At 72.7% G+C, this 15017-nt stretch carries 18 protein-coding genes and 1 pseudogene; 9 read left to right on the plus strand and 10 right to left on the minus strand.

All coding sequences use genetic code 11. The features are described from left to right. Nucleotides 1-203 precede the first annotated feature (203 nt). The 7 genes from SD626R_RS07675 to SD626R_RS07705 all read right to left on the minus strand — a co-directional run bounded on the left by SD626R_RS07675 (nucleotide 204) and on the right by SD626R_RS07705 (nucleotide 6558). Nucleotides 204-932 carry a CPBP family intramembrane glutamic endopeptidase gene (locus SD626R_RS07675; RefSeq protein ID WP_092565348.1) on the minus strand — a complete coding sequence of 243 codons (729 nt, stop codon included), beginning with the start codon at nucleotides 930-932 and terminating at the stop codon, nucleotides 204-206. An 86-nt stretch (nucleotides 933-1018) separates the two neighbouring features. Continuing rightward, entirely contained in the window at nucleotides 1019-2311 is a 1293-nt protein-coding gene (locus SD626R_RS07680; RefSeq protein ID WP_092565350.1) for a glucose-6-phosphate isomerase, read from the minus strand. Between the two features lie 89 nt (nucleotides 2312-2400). Beyond that, nucleotides 2401-3501, minus strand: a complete 1101-nt coding sequence (locus SD626R_RS07685) for a DoxX family protein (RefSeq protein WP_092565352.1) — start codon at nucleotides 3499-3501, stop codon at nucleotides 2401-2403. 153 nt (nucleotides 3502-3654) lie between these two features. Next, nucleotides 3655-4212, minus strand: coding sequence for a class I SAM-dependent methyltransferase (locus SD626R_RS07690; RefSeq protein ID WP_092565354.1), 558 nt, complete (start codon nucleotides 4210-4212; stop codon nucleotides 3655-3657). Between the two features lie 75 nt (nucleotides 4213-4287). Then, complete coding sequence (locus SD626R_RS07695) at nucleotides 4288-5400, minus strand: aminotransferase class V-fold PLP-dependent enzyme (RefSeq protein WP_092565378.1); 1113 nt, start codon at nucleotides 5398-5400, stop codon at nucleotides 4288-4290. A 78-nt stretch (nucleotides 5401-5478) separates the two neighbouring features. Beyond that, complete coding sequence (trxA, locus tag SD626R_RS07700; protein ID WP_092565356.1) at nucleotides 5479-5820, minus strand: thioredoxin; 342 nt, start codon at nucleotides 5818-5820, stop codon at nucleotides 5479-5481. Between the two features lie 120 nt (nucleotides 5821-5940). After that, nucleotides 5941-6558 (minus strand): hypothetical protein, encoded by a 618-nt coding sequence (locus tag SD626R_RS07705; protein WP_092565358.1) that lies wholly within the window; start codon nucleotides 6556-6558, stop codon nucleotides 5941-5943. A 106-nt stretch (nucleotides 6559-6664) separates the two neighbouring features. On the opposite strand from SD626R_RS07705, the gene SD626R_RS07710 reads away from it, so the two are divergent. The 9 genes from SD626R_RS07710 (at nucleotide 6665) to SD626R_RS07750 (ending at nucleotide 13941) form a co-directional block, all read left to right on the plus strand. After that, the gene (locus tag SD626R_RS07710) at nucleotides 6665-7783 is read left to right on the plus strand and encodes a pyridoxal-phosphate-dependent aminotransferase family protein (RefSeq protein ID WP_092565360.1); all 1119 of its coding nucleotides are present in this window, start codon (nucleotides 6665-6667) and stop codon (nucleotides 7781-7783) included. A 462-nt stretch (nucleotides 7784-8245) separates the two neighbouring features. Next, the gene (gene cofD, locus SD626R_RS07715; protein WP_092565362.1) at nucleotides 8246-9265 is read left to right on the plus strand and encodes a 2-phospho-L-lactate transferase; all 1020 of its coding nucleotides are present in this window, start codon (nucleotides 8246-8248) and stop codon (nucleotides 9263-9265) included. Next, nucleotides 9262-10092, plus strand: a complete 831-nt coding sequence (locus tag SD626R_RS07720) for a tRNA-dihydrouridine synthase (protein WP_092565364.1) — start codon at nucleotides 9262-9264, stop codon at nucleotides 10090-10092. The genes cofD and SD626R_RS07720 overlap by 4 nt, the downstream gene beginning before the upstream one ends. Beyond that, complete coding sequence (locus SD626R_RS07725) at nucleotides 10089-11060, plus strand: triphosphoribosyl-dephospho-CoA synthase (protein WP_092565380.1); 972 nt, start codon at nucleotides 10089-10091, stop codon at nucleotides 11058-11060. The genes SD626R_RS07720 and SD626R_RS07725 overlap by 4 nt, the downstream gene beginning before the upstream one ends. After that, nucleotides 11057-11728, plus strand: a complete 672-nt coding sequence (locus SD626R_RS07730; protein WP_092565366.1) for a DUF447 domain-containing protein — start codon at nucleotides 11057-11059, stop codon at nucleotides 11726-11728. Before SD626R_RS07725 ends, SD626R_RS07730 begins: the two co-directional genes overlap by 4 nt. Before the next feature lie 95 nt (nucleotides 11729-11823). Further along, a complete protein-coding gene (locus SD626R_RS07735) occupies nucleotides 11824-12018 on the plus strand; it encodes a 30S ribosomal protein S17e (RefSeq protein ID WP_008007028.1) in 195 nt (64 codons plus the stop codon). A gap of 102 nt (nucleotides 12019-12120) precedes the next feature. Next, nucleotides 12121-13356 carry a tripartite tricarboxylate transporter permease gene (locus SD626R_RS07740; protein WP_092565368.1) on the plus strand — a complete coding sequence of 412 codons (1236 nt, stop codon included), beginning with the start codon at nucleotides 12121-12123 and terminating at the stop codon, nucleotides 13354-13356. A gap of 137 nt (nucleotides 13357-13493) precedes the next feature. After that, complete coding sequence (locus SD626R_RS07745; RefSeq protein ID WP_092565370.1) at nucleotides 13494-13673, plus strand: HVO_2753 family zinc finger protein; 180 nt, start codon at nucleotides 13494-13496, stop codon at nucleotides 13671-13673. Between the two features lies 1 nt (nucleotide 13674). Beyond that, on the plus strand, nucleotides 13675-13941 hold the full coding sequence (locus SD626R_RS07750) for an elongation factor 1-beta (protein ID WP_092565372.1): 267 nt from the start codon (nucleotides 13675-13677) through the stop codon (nucleotides 13939-13941). 93 nt (nucleotides 13942-14034) lie between these two features. Here SD626R_RS07750 and SD626R_RS07755 read toward each other — a convergent pair whose 3' ends face one another. From SD626R_RS07755 to SD626R_RS07765, 3 genes and pseudogenes are all read right to left on the minus strand, one after another. Further along, a complete protein-coding gene (locus tag SD626R_RS07755) occupies nucleotides 14035-14409 on the minus strand; it encodes a thioredoxin family protein (protein ID WP_092565382.1) in 375 nt (124 codons plus the stop codon). Nucleotides 14410-14563: 154 nt separating this feature from the next. Then, a complete protein-coding gene (locus SD626R_RS07760) occupies nucleotides 14564-14779 on the minus strand; it encodes a CbaC protein (RefSeq protein WP_092565374.1) in 216 nt (71 codons plus the stop codon). Beyond that, nucleotides 14776-15017, minus strand: a pseudogene (locus SD626R_RS07765) (cytochrome C oxidase subunit I); the annotation flags it as partial. The pseudogene SD626R_RS07765 and the gene SD626R_RS07760, both read right to left, overlap by 4 nt.

The following is a 15017-nucleotide window of genomic DNA, read 5'->3' on the forward strand; positions in this document are numbered from 1 at the left end:
TGAAATTACTTAGGGCAGAATCTATCAAGAAATCCAACCGGGATTATGGGTCAGTATCGGATTACGATCCGGTGCTGCATACCGGCTCTGTATCTCTCACGTCGATTCTATCAGTTATTAAGTATTTCAACAGAGCCAACTGTTTATAAGTGAGCGGCTTTGGCTTCGCGAACGTTCTCGCCAGCGTCAATCACGTCCGAGTCTCACATTGATTGCGTGAGCAGCACCACGTAGATGACAGCATTATAAACGCCGTGCGCCAGCCCGGGAACGATCACGTTCCCGGTGCGCTCGTACAGGTAGCCGAGCACCGCGCCGAGCACGACGACGACGGCGACGTAGGCCCACTGCTGGCCGGCCGTCCCGGAGACCGAGGGCAGGTGGATCAGCCCGAACGCGAGGCTCGCGAGCAGGATCGACGGGACCGCGTCGAACGCGCGCCGGAGTCCGCCCTGCACGACCCCGCGGAACAGCGCCTCCTCGACCGGGCCGACGACGAGCAGCGAGACCGCGACCATGACGAGGTAGTACGTCACCGGGTCGCCGTCTGGCACGACCGCCTGGTTCTGGCCGGTCGTGAGCCCAATTTCGCCGAGCACGAACAGCGCGCCGTACTGGAACGCGAATAGGACCGCCCCGCCGGCGACGACGAGCCCGGCGTCCCGACGCGTCGGCCGGGAGAGCCCGACGAGCCCCCACTGGTCGGTGATCGCGAGATATCCCGCGACCGCGGCGAGGAACCCGGCGAACTGTAGCAGCGTCCGGAGCACCTGCAGCCCGGTCGTCCCCTCGCCTACGAGCCCGAGCGAGACCGCGAACTCGGAGACGGGCGTCGTCACCGCGCCGGCGACGACGACCGCGAGCAGGACCGCGAACGCCGCGCTCAGAACGCGGAGGATCCGGTTCGCCGGCTCGGACAGCGACTCGCTCATTGGCGGCCGTACGGCTCGCGGGCGTTTATCGGCACCGGAAGGCGACGGACTCGCGACCGACGCGCGGCTGACCGACGGACCCGACCTCAGGAGCCGTCGACGCGCAGCTCGCGCTTGTCGGCCACGGCGTCGGCCTCCGCGAAGTCGCCGCCGCCGAGCAGCCCCCGCGCCGCCTTCTTCCCCCACTCGACGGCGGGCTGCGTGAACGTCGAGACGCCCGCGAGCTCGCCGTACAGCACGCAGGCGGCCTCCATCTCGTAGAGGAGTTCGCCGAGGCACCGCTCGTCGACGCGGTCGACCTCGACGCGCAGGTTCGGCACGTCGACGGCCGCGAGGCTCGCCTCGGTCGCCTCGAACTCGGCGTCCAGCAGCTCCCCGAGCGACGAGCCGCCGAGGTAGGCGAGCCCGTTGAGATCGGTCTCCGGAATCGGCGCCTCGGCGCGCTCGGTCGGCCGGATCAGCGAGACGAGCTTGTCCGGCGGCCCGGCGCGGTAGAGCTGGAGCTGGGAGTGCTGGTCGGTCGCGCCGAGCGCCCGCGCCGGGGTCTGGCCGAGCCCGTCCTTCCCGAGGCTCTCGGCCCAGAGCTGCGCGAACCACTCGGCGAACGTCTCCAGCGACTCCGCGTACGGCATCACGGCGTTCGTGAGCGCGCCGCGCTCCGCGAGCGCGTACGTCGCCGCGCCGTAGGCGTACGCCGGCGTCTCGAACAGCGACCCAGATAGGCTCTCCATCCCGTCGCGCCCGCCCGCCAGCACCGCCTCGATGTCGTGGCCCTGCAATGCCGGCACCGCGAGCCCGACCGTCGAGAGCGCGGAGAAGCGCCCCGGCACCCCGTCCGGCACGTCGAGCGCGGGGAGGTCGTGGGCGTCGGCGAGCGCCCGGAGGTTCCCCTCTTCGCCGGTCGTCACGAGGGTGCGTTCGGTCCAGTCGACGCCGGCGTCGTCCATCGCCTCGCGCACGACGAGGAAGTTCGCGAGCGTCTCGGCGGTCGTTCCGGACTTCGAGACGACGTTGACGACGGTGTCGGCGAGCGGGAGGCGATCGAGCAGCGCCCGGGTCTCGTCCGGGTCGACGTTGTCGAGGAAGTGAGCGTCCACGTCGCTCTCCAAGGCGTTCGCGATCGTCGCCGCGCCGAGCGCGCTCCCGCCGATCCCGACCGTCAGGACCGCCTCCGGGCGGTCGAAGCGGTCGATCGCCGCGCGGATCGCGTCCGGGTCGGCCGTCTCCGGGAGGTTCAGCGCGGCGTAGCCGAACTCGTCGCCGGCCATCCCCGCGGTGATCCGACCGTGCGCGTTCGCCACGCGCTCGTCGAGCCGCTCTAACGTCTCGCGGGTGAGTCCGGGCGTCGTCTCCAACGCGTTGCCGAGGTCCACGTGCATACCCCACCACGCGGGCGAGCGAGGCATAAAACCGACCGGTGCGGCCGGGCGCAGCCGTCGACGAGCGGGCGGCGCTCCTGTCCCCGCCCTCAGTCTGCAGGGATGACCGACTCGTCGTCGTCGAGGGCGGGCCGCCCCACCCACCGGTCGAACGCGAGCGGCCCGGAGCCGAGCGTGAAGACGGCGGAGGCCATGCCGAACAGCGCGACGTGCGCGAGCACGGGGTCGTCCGGGAGCCCGAACAGCGTCGTCGTGAACAGCACGAACGAGAGCGCGGCCGCGCCCCGGGTGAAGAAGCCGAAGATCAGCGCCAGCCCCACCGCGATCTCGGTCACGCCGGCGCCGACGACCCACAGCCCGGGGTCGACGGGGACGACCGACGTGAGGTCGTACTTCTCGACGACCTGTAGCGCGCTGCCCGGGTCCGCGAGCTTCTGGATCAGCCCGAGGTAGACGAACGAGACGCCCATCCCGACCCGGAGCACCGTCGGGACGTACCGCCGCAGTGGCGCGGCCGACCCGTCGAGGAACGCCTTCAGGTGGTGGACGGGGTCGATCCGGCCGTAGTACGACCCCGGCGTGCTCGCGACCTCCAGCAGCATGTCGTCGGCGCTCGGCCGCCCGCCGCCGAGGATCGCCAGCGCGACGAGTATCGGGACGTACTCCACCGCCAGGACGACGAGGGAGTCGACGGCGAGGAACACCCACGCGTACGTCAGCAGCCCGACCGCCGAGACGATCCGCGTCGCGAGTCCGAAGAGGAGACAGAAGCCGAGCCCGATGAACAGCACCCGGAGGAGCGGGCTCGCCCCGGGATCGAACGAGAGCGTCGGCGCGAACAGGTACCCCTGGAAGCCGGCGCCGACGAGGGGGAGTCCGACGGCGAGCCGCAGCATCCACGGGACGAGGTCGCCGTAGCCGGCGAGCTTCTCGCGGAGGACCACGACGTCGACGATCGTCGGGCGCACCCACAGGTAGGCGGCGAGCCCGGCGACCGCGAGGAGGCCGGACCCCGCGAACAGCGCCGCGTTGAACGGGTCGGAGAGCACCTCGGCGGTGAACGCGACCGCGTCGAGCGGATCGCCGGAGCCCTCGGTGACGTAGTCGACGTGGGCCGCGACCGGTCGCGCGACGAGCGTCGCGAGCAGGGCGAGCGCGGCGGCGGCGACCGATCGAGAGCGGACGGACATGCCTCCTCCTACGGGCCGGACGCACCTAACGGTATTTCTTCACGGACGTTCGAGAGCGACCTCGAAACGGGTGATGTCGCGAGAACCGGAGGAGACGAGAAGAGCGAAGCGCGAGCGGGAGGAAGGACGGGCCTCGCGAGACCGACTCCGCCCCTACGGCGCGCGGGCGACGACCGCGAACGTCTCCGTGCGCGTCGACGCGGAGTCGACCTCGAACCCGGCCGCCTCCAGCGCCGCGACCGCGTCGTCGGCGGCGAACCGCTCGTCGGTCGGGGGCCCCTGCGCGCCGTCGCCGTCGGCGGTCCAGTCGAAGGTGACGAGCGGGCCGCCGGACCGGACGACGCGCGCGAGCTCCGCGACCGCCGCGTCGCTCGCGAACTCGTGGTACGTCATCGTCGAGACGGCGCCGTCGAGCTCGCCGTCCGCGAACGGGAGGTCGGCCACGTCGCTCGCGACGAGCTCGACGTTCTCCGGCACGCCTTTCTCCCGGTACCGGTCGTGCATCTCCGGCTGCAGGTCGACGCCGTACACGGTCTCGACGTGCGGGGCGAGGTCGTCGGTGTAAAACCCCGTGCCGCTGCCGAGGTCGGCGACGACGTCGGCGCCCGCGGCCGCGAGCGGGCCGATCAGCTCCTCGGCCGACACCCAGCGGTAGCGGTCGGGACGCTCCAGCTCCGCCGCCCGGTCGACGTCGAACGTGTGGAAGCCCATGGGCGGTCTCGGGCGGGGAGCGTCAAAACGGGTCCGGTCGACGAGGACCGCGGCGGGGCGAGACCGTCTCCGCGCTCACCACTCCTCGGCGAGCGCGTCGACCAGCCGGTCGACCTCGGCCTCGGTCGAGACGGCGTGGATCGAGGCGCGGACCGCCTCCGGGTGCGGCAGCGAGCGGACGACGATCCCCCGCTCCCCGAGGCGCTCGACGGTCGCCTCGGGGTCGTCGATGTCGACCGTGACGAGCCCGCTCTCGAACTCGCGGGGGCTCAGGAGTCGGTCCTCCGGAATCCCTTCCTTGAACCGGTCGGTGAGCGCCTCGATCCGGGACTCGATCGCGTCGACGCCCACCGCGTCGACCGCGTCGAGCGCCTCGGCGAGGCCGACGTGGGCGGCCGCGGTCGTCGTCCCGACCTCCAGCCGCGGCGCGCCCGTCTTGTACTCGATCTCGTCGGCGTCGGGGTCCTCGACGCCGCGGTAGCCGACGGCGCGCGGCGCCAGGCCGGCGGCCGCGTCGCGGTCGACGTAGAGGAAGCCGGCGCCCCACGGGCCGAGCGTCCACTTGTGGCCCGCGGCGGCGACGGCGTCCGCGCCCCACGCCGACACGTCGAGCGGGACCTGCCCGGGTGACTGGACGGCGTCGACGAGCGTGAATGCGCCCGAGTCGTTCGCGGTCTCCACGAGGTCGGCGATGGGGAGCCGCGTCCCGTGCGTCCACGTGATCGCGCTGAAGCAGACGAGGCGCGCGTCGGCGACCGCCGCGGCGTACGCGTCGCGGTCGACCCGGCCCTCCTCCGTTTCGAGCACGCGGACCTCGACGCCCTCGCGTTCGAGCCGCTTCCACGGGAGGATCCCGGCCGGGTGTTCCAGGTCGGTCCGGACGACGACGTCGCCGGGCTCCCAGTCGATCGCGCCCGCGATCCGGGTGATCCCGTCGGTCGTGCTCTCCGTGAGGGCGATCTCGTCGGCGTCGGCGCCGACGAACGCGGCGATCCGCTCGCGCACGTCCTCGTACGTCTCGAACGCGTGACCGTAGGGGTCGGTCGTCGCCGAGCCGTACTCGTGGTCGGCGATGAACTCGGACGCGGCCTCGACGACATACTCCGGGCTCGGGCCGTGCGCGCCGAAATTGAAGTACGCCGCCTCCCCCAGCGCCGGCACGTCCGCGCGCAGCTCGCGGGGCGTCATCTGGCCTCGGTCGGCCACCCCGTCTCGCGCGGTCGCCGCGCCCGGAGACCTCGCCGCGTCGCCGTCGCGGTCGGCCATTCAGGCGGCGTGCTCCGCGACCGCGGCCGTCAGGTCGTCCTCGCTCTGCGCGCCGACCATGCGGTCGACGAGTTCGCCGCCGGCGAACACCAGCAGCGTCGGGATGCTCTGGACACCGTACTCGGCCGCGAGCGACTGGTGGACGTCGACGTCGACCTTCACGACGGCGGCGTCGCTCTCCGCGGCGACCGCCTCGACGGCGGGCTCCATCATCTGACAGGGGCCGCACCAGTCGGCGTGGAAGTCGACGAGCACCACGTCGTGCTCGGCGACGAGGTCGTCGAAGTCGTCGGCGTCGGACAGCTGGATCGGTTCCGCGGGAACGGGTTCGGTCGAACTCATGGTCACCCCTACGCTCCCGACGCTGATAATAGCTTTGGGCGAACCACACAATACCGTGTGGACGGCTGTCACTGGCGCCCGCGACGCTCGGCGGAGTCGCGGACGGGCCGGCGGCGACCGCTACTCGCGGGGCTCCTCGTCGGCGTATCGATCCGGCAGGTACGGCGTCAACGCCGCCGGTACGAGCGGGATGACGAGGGCGGCGAGCTCCGCGAGGTGCCGGCGGAGGGCGGTGTACGCGGCGGCGACGAGCAGCGTCCCGACCACGACCAGCCGGAGGGCCCCGCCAGTCAGGGCGAGGAGCGGGAGCGCCAGCCCGACGGCGAGCGCGAGGTCCTCGGGAGCGCCGTCGTATCTCACGCCGGGACGCGGCGCGACCCACCGCTTCCGGTAGTGGTCGTACACCGCGCGGTCGGAGTTCCCCTCCCACGGCCGCAGCTCCAGCCCGCCGCCGTGCACGTCCGAGACGCTGTGGAGCGCTGCGCCGAGCAGGAACAGCGCCGCGGCGACGGTGACCGCCGAGGGCGCCGCGAGGGCGACGACGAGGGCGATCCCCGCGAGTGCGGAGTAGTAGACGGGGTAGTGGAGGGCCCGCCGATGCCCCGTGTACATGTCGAGGTCGGGAAACAGCCCGCCGAGGAAGCCCGCGACGAATCCCACGGTCGCCAGCTCCGGCGCGACGCGCACGAGGGGCGCGGCGAGGAGCATCCCGGCGAGCACGTGGGTCGGCAGCATCATCGTGGCGGGACGAACGCGACAACGCGGTATTAACGTGTCGGGAGGCGGCCCGGTCTGCGGATCACCCGGGCGACAGGGTTGTTACCTCCCGCCCCGAGTATCAGACATGCTCATGACGCCGGGACCGACCGCGGTCCCCGACCCCGTCCGCGAGGCGATGAGCCGCGAACTGATCAACCCCGACGTGGACCCCGAGTTCGGCCGGATCTACGACCGGCTCACCGACCGACTGGCGACGGTGTACGAGGTCCGACCGGGTGAGAGCGGCGGGGGCGACGAGCTGGAAGGGAGCGACGAGGGCGACGCGCCCTCCCGCGACGTCGTCGTCCCCGGCGGCGAGGGAATCCTCGGGCTGGAGGCCGCGATCGCCTCGCTCGTCGAGCCCGGCACCGAGGTCCTCTGCCTCTCGAACGGGCTCTACGGCGACGGCTTCGCCGACTTCGTCGAGTCGTACGGGGGCGAGGCGACCCTCGTCTCGGCCGACTACGACGACTCCCTCCCGCTCGCGGCGCTGGAGTCGGTCCTCGCCGACGGGAACGCCGACTTCGAGGTGGCGACCCTCGTCCACTGCGAGACGCCCACCGGGACGCTCAACGACATCAGCCCCGCGCTCGACCTCTTGGAGGAGGCCGACGGCGATATCCTCACCGTCGTCGACGCGGTCTCCTCGCTCGGCGGGGTGAGGGTGCCGACCGAGCGGATCGACGTCTGTCTCGGGGCGTCTCAGAAGTGCTTCAGCGCGCCGCCGGGGCTCACCACGGCCGCGATCAGCGACCGCGCGTGGGCCGCGATGGAGGACAGGGATCCGCACTCGCTGTACACGAACTTCCTCCCGTGGCGCGACACGTCGGCGGGGTTCCCGTACACCCACCTGACGACCGAGGTCGTCGCGCTCGATACGGCGCTCGGGCTGTGGCTGGACGAGGGGCTCGACGCGGTCCGGGAGCGACACCGTGCGGCCGCGGCGCGGTGTCGCGAGCGCGGGGCCGAACTGGGGCTGGAGCCGTACCCGGAGCCCGAGCGAAGTTCGCCGACGGTGACGGCCTTCGAGGTTCCGGGACGGGCCGAGGCGCTGCAGGAGCGACTGCGCGAGGAGCGCGACGTGCTCGTCGCGACGGGGCTCGGGGAGCTGTCGGACGATATTCTGCGCGTCGGACACATGGGGCACGCCGCCCGGGTCGAGCGCGTGGACGAGACGATGGACGCGCTGGCAGACGTGTTGTAACTCACAGACGGATCGGTGGCCGCTGTCGATAACCGTCTCGCGGATCGATCGTATTCAGTCGACGGCGGCGGCGTAATGTCGATTCTCGTTCGCAGTTCGGTTTTTCATTTATAAATAGCCGCCAATGCGGTGAACAGGGTCAAAGCCCCAGCCCCTTTGAGTCCCACCCAATCGCGACCGCACCGCCGGAAGACGGTCCTGCTCGCTCACTGCGTTCGCTGCGCGGGCTGCGACTTCCGTGCTCTCGCTCGCTCCCTTCGGTCGCTCACGAGACCGCAGCCTCACGCCTCCCCAGCCCCGTCGGTGGTCCTCCGCGTTGCTCCGGACCACCGACTCCCTCGCGCGTGCTGACTCGCGCTCGCCTTCGGCGACCGCTCGCAGGCACGCGCCGCCCGGAAAACCGGTTGAGCGTCATCGCCGGCGGAGGCGAGGATACAAATCCGCCCGCCGCCTTGCCCGCGTATGGTCACGTTCCTCGCCGGCGGCACGGGGACGCCGAAGCTCCTCGACGGCGCGACCCGCGTCTGGGACCCCGAGGAGGTGGCGGTCGTCGCAAACACGGGCGACGACGTCGAGCTCGGCGGCCACCTCGTCTGCCCCGACGTCGACACCGTGCTGTTCGCCGGCGGCGGCGTCCTCGACCGCGAGACGTGGTGGGGGATCGCCGACGACACGACCGAGACGCACGCGGAGCTGCGCCGGCTCGCGGAAGAGGTCGGACTCGGCACGGCCCCGCGATACCTCGACGCCGAGGCGCAGACGGGCGGGCGCGAGATCGCGCGGTGGCGACGGTTCTCGGGCGTCGGCGAGTTCATGGAGATCGGCGACCGCGACCGCGCGGTCCACGTCACGCGCACGAGCCTGCTCGACGAGGGGAAATCGCTCACCGAGGTCGTTCGGACGCTCGCCGACGCCTTCGGGCTCGACGTCGACCTCCTCCCGATGTCCGACGACCCGGTCGCGACGCTGATCCACACCGCGGCGGGCGAGACGATTCACTTCCAGGAGTACTGGGTCGCCCGCCGGGGCGAGCCGGCGGTCGCCGACGTGGAGTTCCGCGGCGCAGACGACGCCGAGCCGACGGCGGCGGTGCGCGACGCCCTCGCCGAGCCCGTCGTGATCGGTCCGTCGAACCCCGTGACGAGCGTCGGCCCGATGCTGGCGCTGCCGGGGTTCGAGGCGGCGCTGGAGGCGACCCCCGTGGTCGCGGTCTCGCCGTTCGTCGGCGACGAGGTCTTCTCGGGGCCCGCGGCCGACCTGATGGCCGGCGTCGGCCGCGACCCGTCGACCGCGGGCGTCGCCGCGGCGTACCCGTTCGCGGACGCGTTCGTCCTCGACGAGGACGACCCGACCGACCTCCCGGAGCGTCACGTCGAGCGCACCGACGCCCGCATCGACGGCGCGGACGACGCGGAGCGCGTCGCCAGGGCCTGCGAGCGCGCGCTGGCGTCGTTGACGACCGATCCGGAGGTGGCCGAGTGACGGCGGACGGAGACGGGGGACCGGCGCCATTCCTCGTCGCCGCCAGCCTCAGCGGCGCGGCCGACGCCGACTGGGCGCGCGCCGCGGCCCCGCACGTCGACGCCGCGGTGCTCGGCGGGATCGCGCTCGACCCGGCGAGCCGGGCCGCGGCGCGAGATCTCGTCGCTCGGGAGCGTTCGGAGTTCCTCCCCGTCGACCCCCTCGCGTGGATCGACCGGCAGTTCGACGCGCTCGCCGACGCGCCCCTTCGCCCCGGCGTCAACGTCCGGAGCGCGACCATCGACCCGGTGCACGAGGCGGCCGCCGTCTGCGCCGCCCGTGACGCGGTCTGTGAAATCAACGCCCACTGCCGACAGCCCGAACTGCGAGCGGTCGGCTGCGGCGAGTCCCTCCTCCGCGACCGCGACCGGCTGACCGACTACGTCGCCGCCGCGGCCGGGACCGGCGCGACGACGAGCGTGAAGGTGCGCGCGGCGGTCCCCGGCGTCGACCTCGTCGCCGTCGCGGACGCGGTCGCCGACGCGGGGGCCGACTGGCTCCACGTCGACGCGATGGACGCGGAGGGCGTCGTCGCCGATCTGACGCCCGGCAACGACGCTTCGACCGGTGCGGGCTCCCGTGCCGACCTCACCGTGATCGCCAACAACGGCGTCCGGGGCCGGGGGACCGTCGCCGAGTACGCCGCGCACGGGGCCGACGCCGTCAGCGTCGGGCGGCCGACGGAGCGCCCGCCCGCCCTCGCCCGCGTCGCCGAGGCGGTGTGCGCGTGGCGCGAGGGAGAGCTGCCGGCGGGCGGGTCGAGGCGCGGGCGGGGGGCGTCACCGTGACCGCCGCCGAGTCTCGCGCCCGCGACCCGGTCGACGACGCGACCCTCGCGCTCCTGCTCGAAGTCGCCGGGACCCCCAAGCCCGGGAACGTCGATCGACGCCGCGACCTCGACGACCTCCGGTTCGAGGCGTTCCTCGGCGGGGCGGTCGGCGCCCGCGAGGGGCTCGAACTGGCCGCGGACCCAGCGGCGTCCGTCGGCGACGCCTTCGAACGCGCGGTCGCCGGGATGGCCGACCGGGCCGGGACGAACACGCAGCTCGGCTGTCTGCTCCTGCTCGTCCCGCTTGTCCGCGCGACGGTCGCGCGCCAGGACGGACCCCAGAGCGACCTCGGGCCCGACGCCGTCGACCGCGTGACTCGCGACACGACCGTCGCCGACGCGGTCGCGTTCTACCGCGCGTTCGAGCGCGTCGACGTCGCGGTCGCGGACCCGCCGGCGGGCGCGGCCGACCTCGACGTGCGCCGCGGGAGCGACGCGGCGCCGACGCTCCGCGAGCGCGGGCTGACGCTGCGCGACGTGCTGGCGGTCTCGGCCGATCCCGACGATCCGGACCGCGTCCCCGACCGCAACGCGCGGGAGTGGGCCGAGGGGTTCCCGCGGACCTTCCGCGCGGCCGAGTGGATCCGGACCGACACGGGACCGCTGACCGACCGCGCGGCCCGGGCGTTCCTCGGACTCCTCGCCGCCGAGCCCGACACGCTGGTGGCCGCGACCCGCGGCCCCGAGACGGCCCGCGAGGCGAGCGCCCGAGCCGCCGCGCTGCTCGGTGGTGACGGCGCGGCTGCCGCCGGGCTCACCGGCGTCGACGCGATCGACACCGACGCGGTCCACGGGGCCGATCTCGTCGCCGCGGAGGAGTTGGCGGCTTCGTTCGTCGACGAGGGTGTCAACCCCGGGACGACCGCGGACCTCACCTGCGCGGCTCTGTACGTCGCGCTCCGGCGCGGCGCGGAGGTGGCGCCGTGAGCGGTGACGATCCGGCGAGGGACGACGACGCCCCCGACGCCGTCACGCCCGACGGCTGGCCGGTCGCGCTCCGCGGCGTCACGGAGTCGGTCGTGACGACGCTCGGCCCGAACGACCGCTGGAACGTCGCGGCGCTCGGCCTCCACGCCCCGACCGAACCTCACGATCCCGTGACCGCGCGGACCTACGGCCGCACCCGGACGTGGCGGAACTTCGTCGAACGCGGCGGCGGCGTGGTCCAGTTCACGACCGACCCCCGGACGTTCGTCGACGCGGCGCTGACGGTCCGCGAGGTCGACGCGCCCGTCCTCGAGACGGCCGACGCGTGGGTCGAGGTGACCGTCGAGGAGATCGGGAGCGAGACCGAGGGCGACACGACGATCCGGACGTGGGCGCTCGACCCGGTCGAGAGCACGGTGCTCCGGGAGCGCGTGCCGACGGTCAACCGCGGGTTCGGCGCGGTCGTCGACGCGACCGTGGCCGCCTCACGGCTCGACGTGCCGGGCTTCGATACCGCCGAACTGCTCGACCGCCTGACGTACTTCGCGGACGTGGTCGACCGCTGCGGCGGGTCGGCCGAGCGCGAGGCGTTCGCCCGCATCGACGAGGCGACCGGATGGCGGGCGCTCGCCGGGGACGAGGCGGGTCGCGACCGTGACGACGCCTGAGCGGCCCCGGGGCGCGTCACCCCGCCGTGATACCGCCTCGCGGCCGCTCGCGGCGGAACGAACCCTTTTAGTTCGGCCCGGCGGTATCGCTCGGTATGGCTATCAAACCCAAGTACATCAAACAGCTCGGGAACGTCCTGCTCGAACGATACCCCGACTCGTTCAACACGGACTTCGAGACGAACAAAGAGAGCGTCACGGCCCTGACCACCGTCGAGTCGAAGGGCGTCCGCAACCGGATCGCCGGCTACGTCACCCAGAAGAAGGCGCAGGCGGCCCAGAAGGCGTAAGCGTTCGAGTTCTCGTCGCGCGTTCCGTCGTTCCCGAGCCGCGGCTGTCTGCTTCCGGACGACCCTCCCGTTTATGACCGAAGCCGCGGCCACCTCCCCGCGATGGACGCCCTCGTCCGCCCGGTCGTCGACCCGGCGTTCGCGGCCGCCGCGCTCGCGTTCCTGTGCGGAGGCGCCGCGCTCGGCACCCTGAGCGGACTCGTTCCGGGCCTCCACGCGAACAACTTCGCGCTGCTGCTCGCGGGGCTCGCCCCCTCGGTCTCCGCCGACCCCCTGCTCGTCGGCGTCGCGATGCTCGGCGCCGGCGTGGTCCACTCGTTCCTCGACATCGTGCCCGCGCTCGCGCTCGGCGTGCCCGACGCGGCGACGGCGGTCGCGGCGCTCCCGGGTCACCGGCTCGTCATCGCGGGACGCGGTCGCGAGGCGATCCGGCTCTCGGCGGTCGGCTCCGGCCTGGCGGTCGCGCTCGCGGTCCCCCTCGCCGTGCCGATCACCTGGGTCATGGTCCGCGGCTACCCCGCGGTGCGGGCGCACCTCCCGCTGCTCCTGGCCGGCGTCGTCGCCTTCCTCGTGCTCACCGAGTCGTCGAAGCGGGCCGCGGTCGGCGGCTTTCTCGCCTTCCTCGCGAGCGCCGCGCTCGGGCTCGCGACGCTCGACGTCGACCCGGCGGCGCCGCTCGACGCCGGCGGCGTCCTCGCCCCGTTGTTCGCCGGGCTGTTCGGCGCCCCCGTGCTCGTCGACGCACTCGGCGGCGAGGGCGTCCCGCCGCAGGCCGACGCGCGGGTCACGATGCGCCCCCGCGACCTCGGCGTGAGCGCCGGTGCCGGGTCGCTCGCGGGCGCGGTGGTCGGCTACGTTCCCGGCGTCTCCGCGGCGATCGCCGCCGTCGCCGCGCTGCCGGCGGTCCCGCGCGAGGACGGCGACCGCGGGTTCGTCGTCGCCACGAGCGGCGCCAACACGGCGAACACGATCTTCGCGCTGTTCGCGCTCGTTGCACTCGGCACGCCGCGAACGGGGGTCACGGTCGCGATCGACCGGGCCGGCGTCCCCTTCGCGCTCCCGGTCCTCCTCGTCGCCGCGGCGACCGCGGCGGCCGTCGGCTTCTCGCTCGTCCTCCTCGTCGGCGACGCCTACCTCCGGGTCGTCGGCAACGCGGACTACACCCGTCTCTCGCTCGGCGTCCTGGCGCTGCTCGCCGGCGTCTCGTTCCTGTTCGCGGGGCCGCTCGGCGTCGGGATCTTCGCCGTCGCCGGCGTGTTAGGACTCGTACCGCCGCGGGTCGGCGCCCGGCGGGTTCACCTGATGGGCGTGCTGATCGGGCCGCTCATCGTCGGGTGACGCGGCGTCCGACTCCGGGAAACGGATCGCGATCGAGGAGCCCGGCACCCGAGCGCCGCGGTACCGCGCCGCAGGCCGCGGCCCGCCGCCGACACCAAAGAACAACGGTTAAAAGTCGCGCGGTGGTGATTCAGTGTATGAGCGAGAGTGAAACGCAGGGCACGCGGCAGTGCGTCTCCTGTGGTATTCAGGTGGCCGGTATGAACGCCGCGCGGTTCTCCTGCCCGGACTGCGGGGCGACGATCCACCGGTGCGCGAAGTGCCGGAAGCAGAGCAACCTCTACGAGTGCCACGACTGCGGCTTCCGAGGGCCCTAGTATGGGAGACGTCGCCGCCAAGATCAAGGTCATGCCGAACAGCCCCGAGGTCGACCTCGACGACCTGCAGGACCGACTGGAGGAGTCGCTCCCGCAGGGCGCGAAGATCCGCGGCTTCCAGCGCGATGACGTCGCGTTCGGCCTCGTCGCCCTCCTGCCGACCGTCATCGTCCCCGACGGCGCGGGCGGCACCGAGGCGGTCGAGGAGGCGTTCGCCGACGTCGACGGCGTCGAGTCGGTCGCCGTCGAGAACGTCGGCAGACTGTAAGGCCGATTCCGCCGGGTTCGTCCGGCCGTCGGCTCCGTTTTCGTTCCACTTCGCCCCGCTAGCACGCAGTGTGCTTCCCGTCTCCGCGATCGATCACTCGACGTGTTCGCGGACCCACGCGGCGAGCTCGTCGCCGGGGACGAATCCGTCCGCGCGACGCGCGACGGGGTCGCCGTCGACGAACAGCACGAACAGCGGGACGCTCCGCACGTCGAACCGCTCGACGAGCGGCGGGTCGTCCCGGGGGTTGATCAGGGCGGCGTCGACGCCGAGGTCGCGGGCGACGTTGGCGAGGACGGGCTTCATCCCGTCACAGAGGCTACAGCCGTTGGTGTAGAACTCGACGAGCGCGGCGTTCGCGTCAGTGACGAACGCGTCGAGCGCGTCCGCGTCTGCGAGCGAGGCCGGACGGCATGCGCCCCCGTTTCCGCCCGACTCGGCGTCGGCGACCGTAGTATTGGACATGATACACACTATCGACTCCCGACACTGATAAACGCTCGCTCGGTCCGACGGGCGGTTCGACGCGGACCGTCTCGTGTCGACGGTCGGGATCACCGACCCCCACGACGTATCAAAAAATCGCTGACTCGATCCCGTCGTCCGCCGGCGACTCGGTCGCTTACGCCGGCTCGTCGCTCTCGGGCTCGGTCCGCCAGCCGCCCGTGAGCGTGACGATCCACAGCAGGACGCCAGCGAGTGCGAAGACGGCGGCCATGTAGGGGATGAGCGGGAGCTCGACGCCGACGAAGTCGAGGACCGTCCGGAACTCGTAGACGATCACGCCGAACACCGCGAAGGCCACGAGGAGCCCGCCGCGGGTCCTGTCGAGGCTCATCGGATCACCTCGCCGAGCGAGCCCGCCGCGTCAGCGACGTGGCCGACGAGGGGGGTCACGGCGCCGACGAGCGCGTCGAGCGCCAGTGCGAGCCACGCCGGATACGTGCCCACGCCGGGACCGAGCAGGCCGCCGCGCTGAATGATCGCCGCCAGCGGAAGGGCGTACGCGAGGACGACGAGAGTCAGCGCGATCCCGACCCAGAGCCGGAGGCTGTCGAGCACCGGCGGCGCGTCGT

The organism is Halorubrum sp. SD626R, assembly GCF_001261915.1.
Taxonomy (GTDB): domain Archaea; phylum Halobacteriota; class Halobacteria; order Halobacteriales; family Haloferacaceae; genus Halorubrum.